The sequence below is a fragment of the Bradyrhizobium sp. ERR14 genome, from assembly GCF_014198235.1.
Taxonomy (GTDB): domain Bacteria; phylum Pseudomonadota; class Alphaproteobacteria; order Rhizobiales; family Xanthobacteraceae; genus Bradyrhizobium.
The window spans coordinates 950484-971209 of record NZ_JACIHD010000001.1 but is presented as its reverse complement, the minus strand read 5'-3'; the positions used below and the strand labels follow the sequence as shown (position 1 = coordinate 971209).

Annotated in this window: 21 protein-coding genes; 19 read left to right on the top strand and 2 right to left on the bottom strand. The window is 65.7% G+C overall.

Annotated features, from left to right (window positions below):
* The first annotated feature begins 3 nt into the window (after window positions 1–3).
* The 11 genes from argS (at window position 4) to surE (ending at window position 10932) form a co-directional block, all read left to right on the top strand.
* Window positions 4–1794 (top strand): arginine--tRNA ligase, encoded by a 1791-nt coding sequence (gene argS, locus GGD62_RS04840; protein WP_183707338.1) that lies wholly within the window; start codon window positions 4–6, stop codon window positions 1792–1794.
* Window positions 1795–1935: 141 nt separating this feature from the next.
* Window positions 1936–3516 carry an SPOR domain-containing protein gene (locus tag GGD62_RS04835; RefSeq protein WP_183707336.1) on the top strand — a complete coding sequence of 527 codons (1581 nt, stop codon included), beginning with the start codon at window positions 1936–1938 and terminating at the stop codon, window positions 3514–3516.
* Window positions 3517–3562: 46 nt separating this feature from the next.
* Window positions 3563–4591: a beta-N-acetylhexosaminidase gene (nagZ, locus tag GGD62_RS04830; RefSeq protein ID WP_179736572.1), complete on the top strand. Its 1029-nt coding sequence runs from the start codon at window positions 3563–3565 to the stop codon at window positions 4589–4591.
* A complete protein-coding gene (locus GGD62_RS04825) occupies window positions 4588–5427 on the top strand; it encodes a ScpA family protein (RefSeq protein ID WP_018317872.1) in 840 nt (279 codons plus the stop codon). Before nagZ ends, GGD62_RS04825 begins: the two co-directional genes overlap by 4 nt.
* Window positions 5428–5448: 21 nt before the next feature.
* The gene (gene scpB / locus GGD62_RS04820) at window positions 5449–6213 is read left to right on the top strand and encodes an SMC-Scp complex subunit ScpB (protein WP_177237162.1); all 765 of its coding nucleotides are present in this window, start codon (window positions 5449–5451) and stop codon (window positions 6211–6213) included.
* A gap of 167 nt (window positions 6214–6380) precedes the next feature.
* Window positions 6381–6614, top strand: a complete 234-nt coding sequence (locus GGD62_RS04815; RefSeq protein ID WP_018317874.1) for a twin-arginine translocase TatA/TatE family subunit — start codon at window positions 6381–6383, stop codon at window positions 6612–6614.
* A 90-nt stretch (window positions 6615–6704) separates the two neighbouring features.
* Window positions 6705–7199 (top strand): Sec-independent protein translocase protein TatB, encoded by a 495-nt coding sequence (gene tatB / locus GGD62_RS04810; protein WP_018317875.1) that lies wholly within the window; start codon window positions 6705–6707, stop codon window positions 7197–7199.
* Window positions 7196–8014, top strand: a complete 819-nt coding sequence (tatC, locus tag GGD62_RS04805; protein WP_018317876.1) for a twin-arginine translocase subunit TatC — start codon at window positions 7196–7198, stop codon at window positions 8012–8014. The genes tatB and tatC overlap by 4 nt, the downstream gene beginning before the upstream one ends.
* 211 nt (window positions 8015–8225) lie before the next feature.
* On the top strand, window positions 8226–9557 hold the full coding sequence (gene serS, locus GGD62_RS04800) for a serine--tRNA ligase (protein WP_179736574.1): 1332 nt from the start codon (window positions 8226–8228) through the stop codon (window positions 9555–9557).
* A gap of 149 nt (window positions 9558–9706) precedes the next feature.
* Window positions 9707–10069: a hypothetical protein gene (locus tag GGD62_RS04795; protein ID WP_183234355.1), complete on the top strand. Its 363-nt coding sequence runs from the start codon at window positions 9707–9709 to the stop codon at window positions 10067–10069.
* 95 nt (window positions 10070–10164) lie between these two features.
* Entirely contained in the window at window positions 10165–10932 is a 768-nt protein-coding gene (gene surE / locus GGD62_RS04790) for a 5'/3'-nucleotidase SurE (RefSeq protein ID WP_018317879.1), read from the top strand.
* Window positions 10933–10935: 3 nt separating this feature from the next.
* Here surE and GGD62_RS04785 read toward each other — a convergent pair whose 3' ends face one another.
* Window positions 10936–11307: a response regulator gene (locus GGD62_RS04785; RefSeq protein ID WP_008547195.1), complete on the bottom strand. Its 372-nt coding sequence runs from the start codon at window positions 11305–11307 to the stop codon at window positions 10936–10938.
* Window positions 11308–11535: 228 nt separating this feature from the next.
* Here GGD62_RS04785 and GGD62_RS04780 point away from each other — a divergent pair, with 228 nt between their 5' ends.
* Window positions 11536–12186, top strand: a complete 651-nt coding sequence (locus tag GGD62_RS04780; RefSeq protein WP_018317880.1) for a protein-L-isoaspartate(D-aspartate) O-methyltransferase — start codon at window positions 11536–11538, stop codon at window positions 12184–12186.
* A gap of 109 nt (window positions 12187–12295) precedes the next feature.
* Complete coding sequence (locus tag GGD62_RS04775; RefSeq protein WP_183707334.1) at window positions 12296–13696, top strand: LysM peptidoglycan-binding domain-containing M23 family metallopeptidase; 1401 nt, start codon at window positions 12296–12298, stop codon at window positions 13694–13696.
* Window positions 13697–13873: 177 nt separating this feature from the next.
* On the opposite strand, the gene GGD62_RS04770 is transcribed toward GGD62_RS04775, so the two are convergent.
* Window positions 13874–14866, bottom strand: coding sequence for an ATP-binding protein (locus GGD62_RS04770; RefSeq protein WP_183707333.1), 993 nt, complete (start codon window positions 14864–14866; stop codon window positions 13874–13876).
* Window positions 14867–15048: 182 nt separating this feature from the next.
* Here GGD62_RS04770 and yajC point away from each other — a divergent pair, with 182 nt between their 5' ends.
* Genes yajC through GGD62_RS04740 form a run of 6 tightly spaced genes read left to right on the top strand, consistent with a single transcriptional unit; the run spans window position 15049 to window position 20710 of the window.
* A complete protein-coding gene (gene yajC, locus GGD62_RS04765) occupies window positions 15049–15423 on the top strand; it encodes a preprotein translocase subunit YajC (RefSeq protein ID WP_014495068.1) in 375 nt (124 codons plus the stop codon).
* Between the two features lie 47 nt (window positions 15424–15470).
* Entirely contained in the window at window positions 15471–17075 is a 1605-nt protein-coding gene (gene secD / locus GGD62_RS04760) for a protein translocase subunit SecD (protein WP_018317883.1), read from the top strand.
* Window positions 17076–17085: 10 nt separating this feature from the next.
* The gene (gene secF, locus GGD62_RS04755) at window positions 17086–18105 is read left to right on the top strand and encodes a protein translocase subunit SecF (protein WP_018317884.1); all 1020 of its coding nucleotides are present in this window, start codon (window positions 17086–17088) and stop codon (window positions 18103–18105) included.
* A 60-nt stretch (window positions 18106–18165) separates the two neighbouring features.
* A complete protein-coding gene (locus GGD62_RS04750) occupies window positions 18166–18549 on the top strand; it encodes an Mth938-like domain-containing protein (RefSeq protein WP_018317885.1) in 384 nt (127 codons plus the stop codon).
* Between the two features lie 7 nt (window positions 18550–18556).
* A complete protein-coding gene (locus GGD62_RS04745; protein WP_183707331.1) occupies window positions 18557–19420 on the top strand; it encodes a phytoene/squalene synthase family protein in 864 nt (287 codons plus the stop codon).
* Between the two features lie 45 nt (window positions 19421–19465).
* The gene (locus tag GGD62_RS04740; RefSeq protein ID WP_183707329.1) at window positions 19466–20710 is read left to right on the top strand and encodes a threonine ammonia-lyase; all 1245 of its coding nucleotides are present in this window, start codon (window positions 19466–19468) and stop codon (window positions 20708–20710) included.
* The last annotated feature ends 16 nt before the right edge of the window (window positions 20711–20726 follow it).

Genomic DNA, 20726 nt, shown 5'->3' with positions numbered 1-20726 from the left:
GCCATGCCCGACACATCCTCAGCACTGCATTTGTTCGCCGACGTGCTTGCACGCGTGCACGCCGCCTGCCGTACGCTGGCGGCGGAAGCCAACTGGCCCGAGGGCATCGATTTCGCGCGCGTGGTGGTCGAGCCGCCGCGCGATCCCTCCCATGGCGACATGGCGACCAACGCCGCCATGGTGCTGGCGAAAGAGGCCAAGGCAAAGCCCCGCGACCTCGCCGAGCGGATCGCAGAGCGGCTGCGCGCGGACGCGCTGATCGCCAAGGTCGACGTCGCCGGTCCCGGCTTCATCAATCTGACCTTGAGGCCGGCCGCCTGGGCCGAGGCGCTGCGGACGGTGCTGCGCGAGGGCGCCGATTACGGCCGCGTCCGCGGCGGGTCCAAGGTCAATGTCGAATACGTCTCGGCCAATCCGACCGGTCCGATGCATGTCGGCCATTGCCGCGGCGCCGTGTTTGGTGACGCGCTGTCGAGCCTGCTCCAGTTCGCGGGCCACGACGTCGCGCGCGAATATTACATCAACGACGCGGGCGCCCAGGTCGACGTGCTCGCGCGCTCCGCGTTCCTCAGGTACCGCGAGGCGCTCGGCGAGGACATCGGTGCGATCCCGGAGGGGCTCTATCCGGGCGACTACCTGAAGCCGGTCGGCGCGGCGCTGGCGAAAGAGCACGGCGACAAGCTCCTCGCGATGAGCGAGGTCGAGTGGCTGCCGACGGTGCGCGCCAAGGCGATCGCGATGATGATGGACGAGATCAAGGACGATCTCGCCGCCCTCAACATCCGCCACGATGTGTTTTTCTCCGAGCGCTCGCTGATCGAGACCGGCAACAACAGGGTTGCCGAGACCATCGATTTCCTGAAGGCCAAGGGTGATGTCTACGAAGGCCGCCTGCCGCCGCCGAAGGGCGCGCCGGTCGAGGATTGGGAAGACCGCGAGCAGCTGCTGTTCAAAGCGACGGCTTACGGCGACGACGTCGATCGTCCGCTGATCAAGTCGGACAATTCCTACACCTACTTTGCCGCCGACATCGCCTACCACAAGAACAAGTTCGACCGCGGTTTTGCGGAGATGATCGACGTCTGGGGCGCCGACCATGGCGGCTATATCAAGCGCATGCAGGCGGCGGTGAAGGCGACGACCTCTGGTAAGGGTTCGCTCGACGTCAAGATCGTCCAGCTCGTCAAGCTGCTGCGCAACGGCGAGCCGGTGAAAATGTCCAAGCGGAGCGGGGACTTCGTCACCTTGCGTGAGGTGGTGGATGAGGTCGGCCAGGATGCCGTCCGCTTCATGATGCTCTACCGCAAGAACGACGCGGTGCTCGACTTCGACCTCGCCAAGGTCATGGAACAGTCGCGCGATAACCCGGTGTTCTACGTCCAGTACGGCCACGCCCGCGGCCACTCGATCTTCCGAAACGCGAGAGCGGAGGTGTTCCCGGAACTGCCGGAGGATGCCGGCGAGCGGATCGCCTGGCTCGCTGAGTCGGCGGTGGAACGGCTGTCAGACCCCGTCGAGCTCGACCTGCTCAAGCGGCTCGCAATATTTCCGCGCATGCTGGAAGCTGCCGCCGCGGCCCACGAGCCGCACCGAATTGCCTTTTATCTCTATGATTTAGCCAGCGAATTTCATGCACTTTGGACGAAGGGGCGCGATTTGCCCTATTTACGCTTCATTATCAATAATGATGCAGATCTAACAAAGGCGCGACTGGCCATGGTCCAGGGCGTCGTCTCGGTTCTGGCATCGGGCCTCGCCATCCTCGGCGTCCATGCCCCGAACGAGATGCGGTAGTTTGGGGCGAACTACTTAAGGGGAATATCGGGGGTAACCGGCAGAAGCCGGATCGCTTAGACTTGGTTGAAAGCCTTGTGGGTCGAAAGCCGTGCCTTGGTCGAGGGGCGCGCGGCTTTCCCGAAGGGACGCATCATCACGATGGCCGAACGATATCAGGACAGACCGTTTCCCTCCGATGACTATGGTCGCGGTGGCGCCCAGCATGGCAAGGCGGAAAGCGATCCCTTGGCCGAGCTCGCCCGCCTGATCGGACAGACCGATCCGTTCGCAGCTCAGGGGCGGCCCGGCGCACATCCGCCGGCAGTCCCTGCGCCCGCACAGAGCTATCAGGACGACGACTATCGGCAAGCGGATCGGCAAGACGATTATCAGCAGGACTATGCCGAGCAGGCCCCGCCAGCGCAGCCCGGGCCGCCCTCATGGATGCGGCGCGCCAACGTGCAGCCGCAGCCGGCGCCAGCTCCCGAGCCCGACTATCCCGTGTCCGTGAACCCGGTCCATCCGTTGCACCGCTATTCAGCCCAGCCCGCCGCGCCCGAGCCTGAACTTCATCAGCCGCAGGCTTATCAGGATCATGCCTATCCGGCGCAGTCCTACCAGAATCAGGCCTACCAGCAGGATCAGGCTTACCAGCAACACGCCTATCAGGAGGCGCATCAGCAGCCCGATCCGGCGCGTTACGACGATGCGCTCTATGGCCGGCTGGAGGCAGGCGAGCAGGACTATCAGCGCGATCCGGCCTATCCCGACGATCCCTACGCGTATCAGAGCGACTATCCGGAGGCGGAGCCCGAAGAGCCCAAGAAGCAGCGCGGCGGCATGATGACGGTCGCAGCGATCCTGGCGCTTGCCGTGGTCGGCACCGGCGCCGCCTTCGCCTACAAGACCTATGTCGGATCGCCCCGCAGCGGTGAGCCGCCGATCATCAAGGCCGACAACACTCCGACCAAGATCGTACCCGCGCCGTCGGATTCCTCGGCCAAGGTGCCGGATCGCATGGTGAGCGGCGATGGCACCGAGAAGATCGTGCCGCGCGAAGAAGCGCCGGTCGACGTCAACGCCAAGGCGGGTGGTCCTCGCGTGGTGTTCCCGCCGCTGAACCAGAACGCGAACCCGCCGTCGGTGGCGAGCGTGTCGCCGTCTGCGGTGCCGCCGCCGAGCACGGGCGCGAGCAACGGCACGATGTCGAACAGTTCGCCGCGCCCGATCAGGACTGTCGCCGTGAAGGGCGATCAGACCGATAGCGCCACGCCGCAATCGGCCGCCGCCGCCAAGCCGACGGCTGCACCGAAGCCTGTTGCCGCGCCCGTGGTGCCGCCGGCACCGCGCAATCCGCCGACTTCGGCCAATGCCAGCGCCAACCAGCCGATGTCGCTGGCGCCGCAATCGGTCCCGGCGGCCGAACCGCCGCAGCGGGTGGCTGCGACCACCCCGACGCAAATCGCGCCCGCCAGCAGCGGCGGTGGCTACATCGTGCAGGTCTCCTCGCAGCAGAGCGAGGATAGCGCGGCCGCGTCGTACCGCGTGCTTCAGAGCAAATATGGCAGCGTGCTCGGCTCCCGTTCGCCGGTGATCAAGCGCGTCGACCTCACCGACAAGGGCAAGGGCGTCGTCTACCGCGCCTTCGCTGGTCCCTATGGTTCGGCCGAGGAGGCGACGCACGCCTGCAACAGCCTGAAGTCTGCAGGCTTGTCCGCCTGCTTCGTCCAGAGGAATTAACGGCCGTTTCCTTGACCCCCTCGCGGGTCAGGGTTAATCGGCCGTTATGAGCACGCGGGCCTTCATTACCGGTGTATCCGGAACGGAACTGACCGCCGTCGAGCGGGAGTTTATCCGCGACCAGCGCCCATGGGGCTTCATCCTCTTCAAGCGCAATGTCGCAACCCCAGCTCAAGTCGCTGCACTGGTTGCGGAATTGCGGACGACGGCGAGTGCCGCCGACGCGCCTGTCCTGATTGATCAGGAGGGCGGACGGGTGCAGCGCCTGGGTCCGCCGCACTGGCCGGTCTACCCGCCGGGCGCCGTTTTCTCGACCTTGTACGACACTGATTCGGCACTCGGGCTCACCGCGGCGCGCTTGTCCGCCCGCCTGATCGCGGCCGATCTTGCCGATCTCGGCATCACCGTGGATTGCCTGCCGCTCGCTGATGTGCCGGTCGAGGGCGCCGATGCGGTCATCGGGAACAGGGCTTATGGCACCGAGCCCGGCAAGGTCGCGGCGATCGCGCGCGCGGTCACCGAGGGCCTGGAGCAGGGCGGCGTGCTGCCGGTCCTCAAGCACATCCCCGGCCATGGCCGGGCCACTGCCGACACCCATTTCAAGCTGCCGACGGTCGATACGCCGAGGGGAGAGCTGGAACGGACCGACTTCGCCGCGTTCAAGCCGCTTTCGGACCTGCCGATGGCCATGACTGCACATGTTGTGTTTAGCGCGGTCGACCCCGCCCATCCGGCGACGACATCTGCGACAATGATTGCTGACGTGATTCGCGGCGCAATCGGGTTCCAGGGATTGTTAATGAGTGATGACGTGTCGATGAACGCGCTGTCGGGGAATATCGCCGAGCGGACCCGCGCCATCTTCGCGGCCGGCTGCGACATGGCCCTGCATTGCAACGGCAATATCGAGGAGATGCGCGAGGTCGCCGGCCAGACACCTGAGCTGTCGGGCCGGGCGCTGGAGCGGGCGAACGCCGCGCTCGCCGCGCGCAAGGCGCCGCAACCGCTCGACCGCGTCGCCGCACGCACTGAGCTGGACGCATTGATCGCACGGGCAAACACGGCTTCCGCATGACCGCAGAAATTCTATCTTTCGAAACCGGGCGGCCCGCAGAGCTCGCCGAGGGTGAGCCGGCGTTGGTGGTGGACGTCGAGGGCTATGAGGGCCCGCTCGATCTGCTGCTCGCGCTGGCGCGACAGCAAAAGGTCGACCTCGCCAAGATCTCGATCCTGGCGCTGGCCGACCAGTATCTCCACTTCATCGAAGCCGCGCGAAAGATCCGGCTCGAGCTTGCCGCCGACTACCTCGTCATGGCGGCATGGCTCGCCTTCCTGAAGTCGCGCCTCTTGCTGCCCGAGCCGCCGAGCGCGGAGGGCCCGAGCGCCGAGCAGATGGCGACCGCGCTCGCCAATCGCCTGCGCCGGCTGGAGGCCATCCGCGAAGCCGCCAACCGGCTGATGAACAGGCAGCAATTGCTGCGCGACATCTTCCCGCGCGGCGAGCCCGAGCAGATCGCCGAGATCAAGCACCCGAAATACACGGCGACGCTGTACGATTTGCTCACCGCCTACGCCTCGCAGCGCCAGTCGCGCGTGCTGGCGAGCGTGCATCTGGCCAAGCGCACGGTCTGGTCGCTCGCCGAGGCGCGCGCCACGCTGGAGCGGCTGGTCGGCAGCATCAGCGAGCAGGACGATTGGGGCGTGCTCGACGACTTCCTGGTCCGGCACGTCGCCGATCCGACGCAGCGCGCGACGGTGTTCGCCTCGAGCTTCGCCGCCGCGCTGGAACTGGTTCGCGAAGGTCAGCTCGAGCTGAACCAGAAAGAGGCGTTTGCGCCCATCTATTTCCGGAAGGGGCGCCCCAAACCGGTGCCGGACGCAGCTCCTGCGCCTGATGCGCCGGTCGGTTAAGTGCAAGAAGGAGAATCTGCCATGGCAAGCCTGGCTGAAGTGCGGATAGAAGAGGCCGAGCCGATGGAGAACGAATCCCAGGCACGTCCCGAGGAATTGCGGCTGCTGGAAGCGCTGCTGTTCGCTTCGAGTGAACCACTGGATACCGCGACGCTGGCCAAGCGCATGCCCGAGGGCGTCGATGTCAAGGCCGCGCTCGAGCAATTGCAGGCCGACTATTCCTTGCGCGGGGTGAATCTTGTTCGCATCGCCAACAAATGGTCCTTCCGCACGGCGGGCGATCTCGCCTGGCTGATGACGCGGGAGAGCACCGAGACCCGCCGCCTGTCGCGTGCGGCGATCGAGGTGCTGGCGATCATCGCCTATCACCAGCCGGTGACGCGCGCCGAGATCGAGGAGATCCGCGGTGTGGTCACCTCGAAGGGCACGCTCGACGTGCTGCTGGAGACCGGCTGGATCAAGCCGCGCGGCCGCCGCAAGACGCCCGGCCGTCCGCTGACCTTCGGAACCACCGAGGACTTCCTGTCGCAGTTCACCCTGGAACAGCTCGGCGATCTGCCGGGCCTCGAGGAGCTGAAGGGCACGGGTCTGCTGGATTCGCGCCTGCCGACCGGATTCAGCGTGCCGACGCCGTCGGACGACCCGCAGCTTCGCGAGGATGAGGATCCCTTGGAACCGGGCGAGGACCTCGATCTTGCGCTGGCGCCTGCGGTCGAGCCCGAGACCCCGGAAGAGGCGCCGCAGGGCGGCAATGAGGGGGGCGGTGAAGGCGGCACCGAAGAGTGAGGCCTTTGCGTTTTACCGGTGCCCTGCGACCGGTTAACACTAGCAAGATTACGTAGTGCCAACAGCGAATTGGCGCTGCCTAGGTCCTTGTTTTTGAGACCTGCCAAGCCTAGGTTTCGGTGAAGATCGGCCGGGTCCCCGGCCATGCGCGTTTGGAGGGTTGCAGGATGGGTTCACTCAGCATTTGGCACTGGATCCTGGTGATCGCAGTGGTCCTGCTGCTGTTCGGCCGCGGCAAGATTTCGGATCTGATGGGCGACGTGGCGCAGGGCATCAAGGCGTTCAAGAAGGGCATGCAGGACGACGACAAGCCCGCCGAGAAGCCCGAGCCGGCCAAGTCCATCGAGCACAATGGTGCGCCGACCGCGGCGCGGTCCGACGTCGGCAGCAAGGCCGTCTGAGCCGGAAGAAGCACGCGAGACGCGGGGTGCGGCCCGATCCTGCGCGCAAGGGATTGGGCCGGCTGCGGCTTCGCGTGAACGGAAGACCTCATGTTCGACATCGGGTGGAGTGAACTGGTCCTGATCGGGGTCGTGGCCCTGATCGCCATCGGCCCGAAAGAGCTGCCGGGCGTGCTGCGCATGGTCGGCCAATGGATGGGCAAGGCCCGCAAGATGGCCGCCGAATTCCAGGGCCAGTTCCAGGAAGCGATGCGCGAGGCCGAAATGGCCGACCTCAAGAAGAGCTTCGACGAGGTCAAGGAAGCCGCGACCAGCTTCAATCCGCTGACCTCGCTGCAGAAGGACGTCAGCGACGCGCTCCGTGTCGATGCGCTGGACAAGCCGGCAGAGACGTCGACCACAACGGCGGTCGAACCGCCGGTAACACCAACCACCCCGGAAGCGCCGACGCCTGCGACCTTCATTGAAGCCGAGGCGCATGCGGCCGCCAACGAGCCGCTCGCGATCACCCGTGAGGTCGAGCAGGCACCGGTTGCGCAGGACACCGCGCCATCCGAAGCGATCAAGGACGCCAAAGCGTCATGACCGACGCCGATATCGAGGCCAGCAAAGCCCCGCTGATGGACCATCTGATCGAGCTGCGCTCGCGGCTGATCAAGGCGCTGCTCGGCTTTGGCATTGCGTTCATCTTCTGCTTCTTCTTCGCCAAGCAGATATTCAACGTGTTGGTATGGCCATATGTCCTGGCCGTCGGCGACCCCGCAAACGCCAAGCTCATCTACACCGCGTTTCTGGAGTATTTCCTGACCCAGCTGAAGCTGGCGATGTTTGGCGCGGCCTTCATCTCGTTCCCGATCGTGGCGGGGCAGGTCTACATGTTCGTGGCGCCCGGGCTCTACAAGCACGAGAAGCAGGCCTTCCTGCCGTATCTGGTCGCGACGCCGTTCTTTTTCGTGCTGGGTGCGGCGCTGGTCTATTTCGTTGTGTTCCCGATGCTGGCGCGCTTCTCGCTTGGCATGCAGCAACTCGGCAGCGACGAGACCGCAAAGATCGAGCTGTTGCCGAAGGTCGGCGAATATCTGTCGCTGATGATGTCGCTGATCTTTGCCTTCGGCATTGCCTTCCAGCTTCCGGTGATCCTGACGCTGCTTGGCCGCATCGGCATCATCACCTCGAAGATGCTGCGCGAGAAGCGGCGCTATTTCATCGTCATCGCCTTCGTCATCGCGGCGGTGCTGACGCCGCCCGACGTGATCAGCCAGTGCTCGCTGGCGATTCCGCTGATGGCGCTCTATGAGGGCTCGATCATCGCGGTGGCGATGGTGGAGAAGAAGGCCGCCGCCGCGGCGCAGGCCGCCACCGGCACCGACGTGTCGACGCCGGCCAATCCGGCGGAGTAGGGCGGCCCCACGCTCCGGTGTCATTCCCCGCCTGGTGCGCAATTGCGCACTGATGCGGGGAATCCAGTACGCCGCGGCCCCTCGGAGAATCACCACCGTCTCTGGAATACTGGATCATCCGCCTTCGCGGATGATGGCAGCTGTGCTAGGGGACGCGCTGACGTACAACGTTTGCCGTTGTCTGTTTACGCGCCGATCCAGGACCACAGCCATGCACGACATCAAATCGATCCGCGACAATCCGCAAGCCTTCGACGCCGGCCTCGCCCGGCGCGGCCTGAAGCCGTTGTCGGCCTCGCTGCTCGCGATCGACGAGACGCGGCGCGCGGCGATCCTGGCGTCCGAGCAGGCGCAGGCGCGGCGCAACGCGGCGTCCAAGGAGATCGGCGATGCCAAGAAGGCCAAGGACGAGGCGCGCGCGGCCAAGCTGATGGCCGAAGTCGCCGAGCTCAAGACTACGATGCCGCAGCTCGAGGCCGCCGCCAAAGCCGCCGATGAGGAGCTGACCAAAGAGCTGTCCGCGATCCCGAACATTCCGTTCGACGAAGTGCCCGATGGTGTCGACGAGCACGGCAACGTCCAGCACCACGTGTTCGGCAACAAGCGCAACTACAGCTTTGCGCCGAAGCTGCATGACGACCTCGGCACGGCGCTGGGCTACATGGATTTCGAGGCGGCGGCAAAACTCTCCGGCGCGCGGTTCGTCGTGCTGAAGAAGGCGCTGGCGCGGCTCGAGCGCGCGCTCGGACAATTCATGCTGAACCTGCACGTCGACGAGCACGGCTATACCGAGATCAATCCGCCGCTGCTGGTGCGCAACGAGATCATGTTCGGCACCGGCCAATTGCCGAAGTTCGAGGACGATCAGTTCTGGGCGATCAAGGGCGAGCTGCTTGCCTCGCCCGACCAGGAGCGGCTGAGGACTGAGCGCCTCGGCCTGATTCCGACCGCGGAAGTCTCGCTCACCAACCTCGCGCGCGAATCCATTCTTGACGAGAAGCAGCTGCCGATGCGGCTCACTGCGCTGACGCCGTGCTTCCGCGCCGAGGCGGGCGCTGCCGGGCGTGACACGCGCGGCATGATCCGCCAGCACCAGTTCACCAAGGTCGAGCTGGTCTCGATCACGACGCCGGAGGTGAGCAAGGACGAGCTGGAGCGGATGCTGTCCTGCGCCGAGCAGGTGCTGCAGCGGCTCGGCCTGCATTATCGCGTGATGACGCTTTGCGCAGGAGATATGGGTTTCTCGTCGCAAAAAACCTATGACATCGAGGTCTGGATGCCGGGGCAGGGCGAGGGCGGGGCATTCCGCGAGATCTCGAGCTGCTCGGTCTGCGGCGACTTCCAGGCACGGCGCATGGATGCGCGCTCGCGCGGTCCCGACGGCAAGCCGCGTTTCGTCCACACGCTGAACGGTTCGGGCACCGCGCTCGGCCGCGCGCTGATCGCCGTGATGGAGACCTATCAGCAGGAGGACGGCTCGATCGCAGTCCCCGACGTGCTGCAGCCCTATATGGGGGGCGTGAAGGTGATCGGGCGCGACTAAAGCGTTTTCGGGCGAAGTGGGTACGGTTCGCGTTAGGAAAACGCGTCAAGACGAGAATCGCGTTGCCCGTCTGAAATGCTGGAAACGATCGGTTGCGAAGATCTGGCGGCCGGCTATCCTGCCGGCCCCGCAACGCGAACCCACCGTTCATGGCCTTGCACCGCGACATCTTCTGGGTCGGCCGACAATGGGCGGTGACGGGGGCGGGCATCCAGGCCGTGGATCAGCGCCTGCGCGGTGTGCTCGACATCGAGAGCGCGCGGCTCTGGGACGAGGATCTCGTGCAGAGCCGGCGGGCCAAGCCCGGTGTGAATGCCGCCGACTTTGACAACGCGCTGACGGTGGCGCGCGAACGCTTTCCGCAGACGCCGGAGCCGGATGCGTTCGTTGCGCAATTGGAGGCGCTCGGCGTGATCGAGGCGCCGATCGTCAGTCCGGCGGTACCCGCGATGGGTCTGCGTGCGGAGGGGCGGCTGGCGCGCTTCCTGCCGCAATGGCGCATCCGCCGGTAGGACGTGGCCGGGAACCTCCGATCAGCCGGTTTGCCTGATCGGCCGGAGCCGGATAAGACCGCTCAGACCCCGTTTTTTTGGAATCGACCCTTCGCATGCGCATTCTCTGTACCAATGACGACGGCATCCACGCCCCCGGCCTCAAGGTCGTGGAGGAGATCGCGCGCGCATTGTCCGACGACGTCTGGGTGGTGGCGCCCGAGCTCGACCAGTCCGGCGTGTCGCATTCGCTGTCGCTGAACGATCCCTTGCGCCTGCGCGAAGTGGGTCCGCGGCACTTTGCCGTGCGCGGCACGCCGACCGACTGCGTCATCATGGGCGCGCGCCATATCCTCGGTGCCAAGCTGCCCGACGTCGTGCTGTCCGGGGTCAACAAGGGCCGCAACGTCGCCGAGGACGTGGTCTATTCCGGCACCATCGCCGGCGCGCTGGAAGGCACTATCCTGGGCTTGCCCTCATTCGCGCTGTCGCAGGAGTTCAGCGTCGAGACCCGCGAGCGCCCGCCGTGGGACACCGCCCGCAAATTCGGGCCCGACATCCTGCGCAAGGTGATTGCCGCGGGCATTCCGAAGGACACCGTCATCAACGTCAATTTCCCGTCCTGCGCGCCCGAGGATGTGCTGGGCATCCGCGTCACGCGCCAGGGCAAGCGCAATCTCGGTTTCCTCAGGATCGATGAGCGCCAGGACGGCCGCGGCAATCCCTATTTCTGGATCGGCTTCGAGCGCGCCGCGATGATGGACACCCCGGCGGACGGCACCGATCTGGCGGCGCTTCGCGAGCGTTATGTTTCGGTCACGCCGCTCAGGCTCGACCGTACCAACGAAGCGTTTTCGGAAGAGCTCAGCGCGACGCTGAAATAGCGGCTAGCCGCCGCGAAGTGCGGCTTCGATGGTCTTGCCGAGTGCGTCGAGCTGAAACGGCTTTTGAAGCGCCGGCCGGTCGCGGTACTGCTCGGGCAGGCCGGAGGAGCCGTAACCGGTGGCGAAGATGAACGGGCAGCCCTTCGCCTTGATCACATCGGCGACCGGCGAGATCACCTTGCCGTTGACGTTGACGTCGAGAATGGCGATGTCGAACTCGGTCGCCTGGGCGAGCCGCATGGCCTCGGTGATGTCGCCAGCCTCAGCTGCGACCTTGTAGCCGAGCTCTTCGAGCATGTCCGCGACCATCATCCTGATCATCACCTCGTCCTCGACGAGAAATACAGAGCGGCCGGAAAGCCCTGTCGCGGTCATAGTTGAGTCCCTTGCCCATTGCCAAAAACGTTCGCAGATAACACGAATTGACGCAATGCGCGTTTCGACGAACGGATACCTGAAAATGGTCATCGCGGCTCGCCCGTGGCAAGCCAATTTGTGGTCAAATGCTCCAGGCGAAGGTTATCATGGGTTCCTGAGCAGGAACACGATTCTTGCGCCCGGGTTTAACGTCCACTGGCCCCGGCAAGACAGCACAAGCAGGCAATGACCTCCCATCAGCATCCGCCGGAAAAGATGATGTTTCAGCTCACGCTGAGGCGTCGGGGCATCAGCGATCAGGCGGTGCTGCGAACCATGGAGGAGGTGCCGCGCGAGCTTTTCGTCGACGAGGCCGATCGCGACGGCGCCTATCGTGACAGCGCGCTGCCGATCGCCTGCGGGCAGACCATCAGCCAGCCCTTCGTCGTGGCCTACATGACCGAGCAGCTCCAGCTCCAGAAGCGGCATCGCGTGCTCGAGATCGGGGCAGGTTCCGGCTATCAGGCCGCCGTGCTGTCGCGGCTCGCCGGCCAGGTCCTGACAGTCGAGCGCTACCGCAAGCTTGCCGATACGGCACGCGCCAGGCTCGAAAAGCTCGACTGTCACAATGTCGAGGTCATGCTCGGCGACGGTCTCAATCTGCCGCCCAATATCGGCCCGTTCGACCGCATCATCGTCACCGCCGCGGTGGAGCAGCTTCCGGACAATTTGGTCGAGCGGCTCGAGGTCGGCGGCATCCTGATCGCGCCGGTCGGCCCGCATCAGGGCGTGCAGACGCTGGTCCGCCTGACCCGCACCGAAGCCGGGATCGAGCGCAAGGAACTCGTCGAGGTCCGCTTCGTGCCGGCACTGCCTGGGGTGGCGCGGGAGCTGTAGATTTCCGGATCGGCTGCGCCGCCAACATCTTATTGGGAGGGTTAAGCCGTTATTTACTCGGCGCGTGTTTACTTAAAACACCAGTTCTGTTGCGTACGAGTGAGTAACCATGTCCGTCGTCGCCGAGTTGCTTTACTCGCGCCGCGTACCGCAGGTCGCGGTGCTGGCGCTGATCTCCTTCAGTTTCGCAGGATGCAGCGCCGACATGTCGTCGCGGCTGTCCCAGTCGAACTTCTCCAACCCCTTCTCCTCTGACCAGACCGGTTCGGTGCAGCAGGCCCCGCCGCCGCAGCAGCGCGAGCTGCCGCAATATTCGCGGCCGCAGACGCAGCCCGGCTATTATCAGTCGCAGCCCTTGCCGCCGCCGGCGGTGTCCCCACCGCAATCCTATCCGGTCGCGGGTGGTGGTGGCGTGTCCGGAGGCGGGCGCGGCGTCAGCTCCTACGCGCCCCCGACGCAGCCGCATCTTGAGACCACGGCCACCGTTCCGCCGCGCTCCGTTGCCGCGGCTCAGCCGGCCGGAGGGACCAAGATCATCGTCGGCACCAGCGATACGCTCGACGTCCTCGCCAAGCGTTATCGTGTCACGCCGCAGGCGATCCTTGCCGCCAACGGCTACAAGGGGCCGCGTTCGCTCTCGCCCGGCCAGCAGCTGATCATTCCGCATCCGGCCACGGCCGCTGCGCCCGCGCCCGCGCTGGCTCCCGTCGCTGCGGCTCCCGCGATGGCGCCTGCAGCCAAGCCGGTTGCGGCCATTGCGGCGCCGCCGAGCACCCACTTCGTCAACCACGGCGACACGCTCGCCAGCATCGCCCGCAAGAACCATATCACGTCGGCCGAGCTCGCCCGTGCCAACGGCCTCGATCCGTCGGCCAAGCTCAAGCTCGGCACCAAGTTGACCGTGCCCGGTGCCAAGACCGCTGCCCTTGCGGCGCCGGTTGCAGCGGCTCCTGTCGGGGCTGCTCCGGTTGTCGGCACGCTCCAGCCGGTTGCTGCCGCTCCCGCGCCCGCTACCAAGATGGCGGCTGTCGCCGCGCCGGTGCAGAGCGCTCGCCTGGCCCAGGCCACGACCAACGTCGAAGAGAAGCCCGCCGAGACCCCAGCGAAAGCTGCGGAGACCACCAGCGCGCTGCCGACCTTCCGCTGGCCGGTGCGCGGCAAGGTGGTCACGAGCTACGGCGCCAAGACCAATGGCAAGTCCAACGACGGCATCAATCTCGCGGTGCCCGAGGGGACGCCGGTGAAGGCGGCGGAAGACGGCGTCGTCGCCTATTCCGGCAACGAGCTGAAGGGTTACGGCAATCTGGTCCTGGTTCGGCACTCCAACGGCTACGTCACCGCATATGCCCATGCGAGTGAGCTGATGGTGAAGCGCGGCGATACCATCAAGCGCGGTCAGGTCATTGCCAAGTCGGGTCAATCCGGGGAGGTGGCGTCGCCGCAGCTCCACTTCGAGATCCGCAAGGGATCGAGCCCGGTTGACCCGCTTCAGTTCCTGAACGGGGCGTGAGGCGCCGCCAGCCCCTCACCACACGAACGGTGTCATCGCCCGCGAAAGCGGGCGATCCAGTATTCAAGAGATAGTTGTGGTTGAGCCGATAGGCTGCGGCGAACTGGATTCCCCGCTCCAGTGCGCAATTGCGCACAAGGCGGGGAATGACAGTTGTGAGTGGGGTGAAAGCCAGCCTTACTTCGCCGTCAGCTTCACGCCCAGCCGGCCCGCCAGCTCCTGCACGAACTGCCAGGCGACGCGGCCCGAGCGGGAGCCGCGGGTGGTCGACCATTCCAGCGCCTCGCGCTCCAGCGCCTCATCGTCGACCTCAATGCCGAAATGGCTGCAATAGCCGCGCGCCATGGCGAGGTATTCGTCCTGGCTGCAGCGGTGGAAGCCGAGCCACAGGCCGAAGCGATCCGACAGCGAGACCTTCTCTTCGACCGCTTCGCCGGGATTGATCGCGGTCGAGCGCTCGTTCTCGATCATGTCGCGCGCGAGCAGATGGCGGCGGTTGGAGGTGGCGTAGAGGATGACGTTCTCGGGCCGGCCCTCGATGCCGCCTTCGAGCACGGCCTTCAGCGACTTGTAGGACGCGTCGTTGCCGTCGAAGGAGAGGTCGTCGATGAACACGATGAAGTGGAAGCTGGCGTCCCGGAGCTTCTCCATCAGCATCGGCAGCGTTTCGATGTCCTCGCGGTGGATCTCGATCAGCTTCAGCCTGTCCGCCGGCTTTCGCTCCGCGTTGATGCTGGCATGCGCCGCCTTGACCAGCGACGACTTGCCCATGCCGCGCGCGCCCCAGAGCAGCGCGTTGTTGGCGGGCAGGCCGTTGGCGAAGCGCTCGGTGTTCTCCATCAGGATGTCGCGCATGCGGTCGACGCCCTTGAGCAGGAACAGCTCGACGCGGCTGACCCGCGGCACGGCGGCGAGGCGGCCGTCGGGGTGCCAGACATAGGCATCGGCCTGCTTGAACGACTCGCGTTCGAGGGCCGGCTTGCCCTGGGCGGAGAGGTGCGCCGCAATGGTCTCCAGCGCGCGGACCATGCGCTCCTGGGAGAGGTCTGGGGCCGCCTCGAGGGCTGCCTTGACGGCCCCCTTGGGGCGTTTTGCCGCGACGGGGGCGGGCTTGCGGGCAGGGGTGCGGGGGCCTTTGCCGGCCGGGCTTTTGCTAAGGTTTTTGGGCATGTCCGAAGTTCCTGAGAACGCAGCCTTATCGGGCCTGACGGCGCGCCGCAAGGTGGGTCAAAAGGGCAGTCTGGCAGCGTTGCAATTGGGGCAATGGCCGCTATAGTCCGCGCGAATTTGACCGAACCGGTCGCCTTTGAGGGCCTGACCGGCTTTCCCCCGTTCTCACGAGGATCGTCCGAATGCTGATTACCCCTGCGTATGCCCAGGCCGCGGGCGCCGGCGACACCAACAGCATGTTGATGTCGCTGCTGCCGTTCGCCCTGATCTTCGTGATCATGTACTTCCTGATTCTGCGTCCGCAGCAGAAGAAGGTCCGTGACCACGCCGACCTCGTGAAGAATATCCGCCGCGGCGACACCGTGGTGACCTCGGGCGGCCTCGTCGGCAAGGTCACCAAGGTCGTGGACGACGACCAGATCGAGTTCGAGATTTCCGACGGCGTGCGTGTGCGGCAGATGCGCCAGATGATCTCGGGCGTGCGCGCCAAGGGCGAGCCGGCGAAGGAATCCAAGGATAGCAAGGAAGCCGCCAAGGACGACGCCGCCTCGAAGTGAGCGTGTCCGCGAGCATCTCAAGTCTCCTGATCTGACAGGTCCAGTCGATGTTGTATTTCACGCGGTGGAAGGCGCTCGGGATCATCCTGACGGCGCTGATCGTGTGCCTCTGCGCGGTCCCGAACTTCTTCCCCGAGTCACAGGTCAAGACCTGGCCGGCCTGGGCGCAGCGCCGGCTCGTGCTCGGCCTCGACCTCCAGGGCGGCTCCTACCTGCTGCTCGAGGTCGATTCCAACTACGTGAAGAAGGAACGGCTCGACCAGATCCGCGACGACGTTCGCCGCACGCTGCGCGATGCCAAGATCGGTTTCACCGGCGGCGTCACCGTGCGCAACGACGCGGTCGAGGTTCGCATCACCAAGGAAACTGACGCTCAGGCTGCGCTCGCCAAGCTGCGCGAACTGTCTCAGCCGCTGGGCGGCCTGATGGGATCCAGCGGTCAGCGCGACCTCGAGGTGACCGATGCCGGCGGCGGGGTGATCCGCCTGAGCGTCCCGCAGGCTGCGATCCTCGATCGCCTGCGCAAGACCATCGAGCAGTCGATCCAGATCGTCGAACGCCGCGTCAACGAGCTCGGCACCGTCGAGCCCGTGATCCAGCGCCAGGGCAATGACCGCATCCTGGTGCAGGTCCCCGGCCTTCAGGACCCGACCCGCCTGAAGGAACTGCTGGGCAGGACCGCGAAGATGGAATTCCGGATGGTCGATACCTCCGTGCCGCCGGATCAGGCGCAAGCGGGCAGGTTGCCGCCGGAATCCGAACTGCTGATGAGCGCCTCGCCGCCGCCCACGCCCTATGTGGTCAAGAAGCAGGTGCTGGTCGCCGGTGGCGATTTGACCGACGCTCAGGCGAGCTTCGACCAGCGCACGGGCGAGCCGGTCGTCAGCTTCAAGTTCAACACCTCGGGTGCGCGCAAGTTCTCGCAGGCCACGCAGGAGAACGTTGGGCTGCCGTTCGCGATCGTTCTGGACAACAAGGTGATCTCGGCGCCCGTCATCCGCGAGCCCATCACCGGCGGCCAGGGCCAGATCTCCGGCAGCTTCACCGTGCAATCGGCCAACGATCTGGCGATCCTGCTGCGCGCCGGCGCGCTGCCGGCGCCGCTGACGGTGGTCGAGGAGCGCACCGTCGGTCCGGGCCTCGGCCAGGACTCGATCGAGAAGGGCGAGCTCGCGGCCTATGTCGGCTCGATCCTCGTCATCATCTTCATGCTGCTGACCTACCGGCTGTTCGGGGTGTTCGCCAACATCGCCGTGGCCATCAACGTCGCCATGATCTTTGGCCTGTTGTCCCTGCTCAACGCAACGCTGACGCTGCCCGGCATCGCCGGCATCGTGCTCACCGTCGGTATCGCCGTGGACTCCAACGTGCTGATCTACGAGCGCATCCGTGAGGAGCTGCGCGGCGGCCGCAACGCGATCTCGGCGATCGACGCCGGCTTCAAGCGGGCGCTCGCGACCATCCTCGATTCCAACATCACCACCTTCATTGCCGCCGCGGTGCTGTTCTACATCGGCACCGGCCCGGTGCGCGGCTTCGCCGTGACGCTCGGCATCGGCATCATCACCACGGTGTTCACCGCCTTCACCATGACCCGGCTGATCGTGGCCTGGTGGGTGCGGTGGAAGCGGCCGCAGAGCGTGCCGATCTAGGAGCCTGATCGTGACTCACACCGTTCTCATCGGGCTCGGCGTCCTCATCGCCATTCTCACTGTGGTCGCAGCCCTCGGCCTGTTGCCGTCGTTGCGGATCGTCCCGGACAACACGCATTTCGACTTCACGCGTTTCCGCCGGATCAGCTTCCCGATTTCGGCAGTGCTGTCGATCGTAGCGATTACGCTGTTCTTCACCCATGGGCTAAATCTGGGCATCGACTTCAAGGGCGGCACGCTGCTCGAGGTCAAGGCAAAGTCCGGCACCGCTGACATCGCGGCGATGCGCACCAAGCTCGACGCGCTGGGACTGGGCGAAGTCCAATTGCAGGAGTTCGGCGGCCCTGAGAACGTCCTGATCCGCGTTGCGGAACAGCCGGGCGGCGACGCCGCCCAGCAGGCTGCGCTGCAAAAGCTTCGTGGCGCGCTCGGCGACAGCGTCGACATCCAGCGTACGGAGGTGCTTGGCCCGCGCGTCGCCGGCGAGCTGCTCGCCTACGGCATGCTCGGCCTGATGCTCGCGATCATCTCGATCCTGATCTATCTCTGGTTCCGGTTCGAATGGCAGTTCGCGCTTGGCGCCATGATCGCCAACGTGCACGACATCGTGCTCACGATCGGCTTCATGTCGATCAGCCAGGTCGATTTCGACCTGACCAGCATCGCCGCGCTGCTGACCATTCTGGGCTATTCGCTCAACGACACCGTCGTCATCTACGACCGCATCCGTGAAATGCTGCGTCGCTATAAGAAGATGCCGATGCCGCAGCTGCTCAACGAGTCCATCAACTCGACGCTGTCGCGCTCGATCATCACCCACTTCACGGTGACGCTGGCGCTGTTGGCGCTGCTCCTGTTCGGCGGTCACGCCATCCACAGCTTCACCGCGGTGATGATGTTCGGCGTGGTGCTGGTCGGCACCTACACCTCGATCTTCATCGCGGCGCCGATCCTGATCTATCTCGGCGTCGGCGAGCATCGCGAGGATGCGCCCGATACAGCTACGCCGGCGAAGAAAAGCAAGGCATGATCCGAACCGCATGCCCTCGCAGGCGTTTGCGAGGGCAGTAAGCCCATTCGGACGAAGCTCATGGCTGGCGATCCCAACGCACCGCATTTCCCGCGCTCGGCGCCGATCGAGGCCTATGGCAAGGGCGGCTTCGCCTTCGCCGGCATGTCGCATCGGGGCTCGCTGCTGTGCCTGCCCGACGCGATCTGGGCCTGGGACGTGACGGATCCCGCGAGGATCGACCGCTATTCGCTGGACCGGGTCTTCACGGCCGCCAACAGCATCGACACCCTGCTGATCGGCACCGGAACCGGGGTCTGGCTGCCGCCGCCGGCGCTGCGGCAGGCGCTCAAGGCGGTAAGGGTGGTGCTGGATACGATGCAGACCGGTCCCGCCGTGCGCACCTACAACATCATGATCGGCGAACGGCGGCGGGTTGCCGCTGCGCTGATCGCGGTGCCATGAACAGCACATGAGCAGCGCCGCGCCGCCGCCAGATTCCGCCACTTTCTGCGCCGATCTCGTGCGCAGCCATGACTTTCCGCGCTATGCCGCGACACTGTTCGCGCCTGCCGCCGAGCGCCGCGCGCTGCTGGCGCTTTATGCCTTCAATGTCGAGATCGTCCGCGTCCGCGACCAGGTGAGCCAGCCCTTGCCCGGCGAAATCCGCTTTCAATGGTGGACCGATCTGTTTTCCGGCCTGGTGCACGGCAGTGCCGAGGGCAATCCCGTGGCGGCGGAGCTGCTGCGTGCGATCCGCGAGTTCGACTTGCCGGTCGAGCCGCTGTCGCTGCTCGTCGACGAGCACCAGTTCGACCTCTACAACGATCCGATGCCGACCATGGCGGCGCTGGAGGGCTATCTGGCCGCGACCTCGTCGGCGTTGTTTGGTCTGGCGGCGCAGGTCCTGGGGCCGCCGTCGGGGGCGGTCGAACATCTCGCCCGTCATGCGGGATTGGCGCAGGGCATCGTGCAAATCATCGCGAACCTGCCGCGCGATGCGTCGCGCCGGCAGCTATTCCTGCCGCAACAGGTGCTGGCGAGCCATGGCTGCCAGATGGAGGACGTGTTCGCTGGCAAGGAGACGGCGAGCCTCCGCGCCGTACTGGAGCAGCTTGCAGGCGAGGCGCAGCAGCATTTGACCACGGCCTTGTCGCTGCTGGCGGACGTTCCGGTGCAGGCGCGTCCGGCGTTTCTGCCGCTGAGCCAGGTCAGGGCCGATCTCAAGCGCCTGTCGCAGCCCGGCCGCGATCCGTTTGCGCCGCAGCCGACGTCGCGGCTGCGTACGCTCTGGACATTGTGGCGGGCTTCACGTTCCCGGGAATTTACCAAATAGCGGCTGGCTTATCGCCTCGAACCGCCGGATGCTCTATGCTGTCCCATGGCTGAGTTGTCCCAAACCACATCGTCCGACCTCAGCGGCTTTCCGGTCGCTCCTGACGACGTTCAAGCTGCCGCCGAGACGATCAGGGGCGCCGTCGTCGAGACGCCCTGCAGCTACAGCCGCACGCTGAGCAGCATCTGCGGCTGCGAGATCTGGCTCAAATTTGAGAACCTCCAGTTTACCTCCTCGTTCAAGGAGCGAGGTGCGCTCAACCGCCTCACCGCGCTGACGCCGGAGGAGCGCGCGCGGGGCGTGATCGCGATGTCGGCGGGCAACCACGCGCAGGGCGTGGCCTATCACGCCAAACGGCTCGGCATTCCCGCCACCATCGTCATGCCGGTCGGCACGCCCATGGTGAAGGTCGAGAACACCAGGCATCACGGCGCGGAGGTGGTCGTCACGGGCGCGACGCTGGAGGAGGCGGCCGCGTTCGCGCGCAGCCACGGCGAAGCCAGAGGCATGATCTTCGTTCACCCCTACGACGATCCGCTGGTGATCGCGGGGCAGGGTACGGTCGGGCTGGAGATGATGAGGGCCGTGCCGGAGCTCGACACGCTGGTCGTGCCGATCGGCGGCGGCGGCCTGATCAGCGGCATCGGCATCGCGGCGAAATCGATCAAGCCGTCGCTGCGAATCCTGGGCGTCGAGGCCTGGCTCTATCCCTCGATGTACAACGCCATCCATGACGGCAATCTGCCGGCGCGGGGCGACACGCTGGCCGAAGGCATCGCGGTGAAATCGCCCGGCAAGATCACCACCGAAATCGTCCGCCGCCTCGTCGACGACATCGCGCTCGTCAACGAAGCCGAGCTCGAGCGCGCCGTTGCGACCCTGATCTCGATCGAGAAGACGGTCGTCGAGGGCGCCGGCGCCGCCGGCCTTGCCGCGCTGATGTCCGATCCGACCCGCTTTGCCGGCCAGAAGGTCGGCCTCGTCCTGAGCGGCGGCAATATCGACACGCGGCTGATCGCATCCGTCCTCACCCGCGAGCTGGCGCGCGAGGGGCGTTTGACCCAGCTCTCGCTCGACATTCCCGACAGACCCGGGCAATTGGCCGCCGTCGCGGCCCTCCTGGCCGAGGCCGGCGCCAATATCATCGAGGTCTCGCACCAGCGGACCTTTTCCGACCTGCCGGCCAAGGCCACGCTGCTGCAACTCGTCATCGAGACCCGCGACAGCGCCCATCTCGACGAGGTGATGGCAAAGCTCAGTGCATCCGGACTAAGCGCGCGCTGCACGTAGGGCGCGTGGAGACGCC

Coding starts and splice junctions, on each gene's coding strand:
- GGD62_RS04775 (WP_183707334.1), top strand. CDS start 12,296: ATGTCCGTCGTCGCCGAGTTGCTTTACTCGCGCCGCGTACCGCAGGTC.
- GGD62_RS04785 (WP_008547195.1), bottom strand. CDS start 11,307: ATGACCGCGACAGGGCTTTCCGGCCGCTCTGTATTTCTCGTCGAGGAC.
- GGD62_RS04740 (WP_183707329.1), top strand. CDS start 19,466: ATGGCTGAGTTGTCCCAAACCACATCGTCCGACCTCAGCGGCTTTCCG.
- argS (WP_183707338.1), top strand. CDS start 4: ATGCCCGACACATCCTCAGCACTGCATTTGTTCGCCGACGTGCTTGCA.
- scpB (WP_177237162.1), top strand. CDS start 5,449: ATGGCAAGCCTGGCTGAAGTGCGGATAGAAGAGGCCGAGCCGATGGAG.
- tatC (WP_018317876.1), top strand. CDS start 7,196: ATGACCGACGCCGATATCGAGGCCAGCAAAGCCCCGCTGATGGACCAT.
- GGD62_RS04835 (WP_183707336.1), top strand. CDS start 1,936: ATGGCCGAACGATATCAGGACAGACCGTTTCCCTCCGATGACTATGGT.
- secD (WP_018317883.1), top strand. CDS start 15,471: ATGTTGTATTTCACGCGGTGGAAGGCGCTCGGGATCATCCTGACGGCG.
- tatB (WP_018317875.1), top strand. CDS start 6,705: ATGTTCGACATCGGGTGGAGTGAACTGGTCCTGATCGGGGTCGTGGCC.
- serS (WP_179736574.1), top strand. CDS start 8,226: ATGCACGACATCAAATCGATCCGCGACAATCCGCAAGCCTTCGACGCC.
- GGD62_RS04780 (WP_018317880.1), top strand. CDS start 11,536: ATGACCTCCCATCAGCATCCGCCGGAAAAGATGATGTTTCAGCTCACG.
- GGD62_RS04815 (WP_018317874.1), top strand. CDS start 6,381: ATGGGTTCACTCAGCATTTGGCACTGGATCCTGGTGATCGCAGTGGTC.
- yajC (WP_014495068.1), top strand. CDS start 15,049: ATGCTGATTACCCCTGCGTATGCCCAGGCCGCGGGCGCCGGCGACACC.
- GGD62_RS04770 (WP_183707333.1), bottom strand. CDS start 14,866: ATGCCCAAAAACCTTAGCAAAAGCCCGGCCGGCAAAGGCCCCCGCACC.
- nagZ (WP_179736572.1), top strand. CDS start 3,563: ATGAGCACGCGGGCCTTCATTACCGGTGTATCCGGAACGGAACTGACC.
- GGD62_RS04795 (WP_183234355.1), top strand. CDS start 9,707: ATGGCCTTGCACCGCGACATCTTCTGGGTCGGCCGACAATGGGCGGTG.
- GGD62_RS04825 (WP_018317872.1), top strand. CDS start 4,588: ATGACCGCAGAAATTCTATCTTTCGAAACCGGGCGGCCCGCAGAGCTC.
- GGD62_RS04750 (WP_018317885.1), top strand. CDS start 18,166: ATGGCTGGCGATCCCAACGCACCGCATTTCCCGCGCTCGGCGCCGATC.
- GGD62_RS04745 (WP_183707331.1), top strand. CDS start 18,557: ATGAGCAGCGCCGCGCCGCCGCCAGATTCCGCCACTTTCTGCGCCGAT.
- surE (WP_018317879.1), top strand. CDS start 10,165: ATGCGCATTCTCTGTACCAATGACGACGGCATCCACGCCCCCGGCCTC.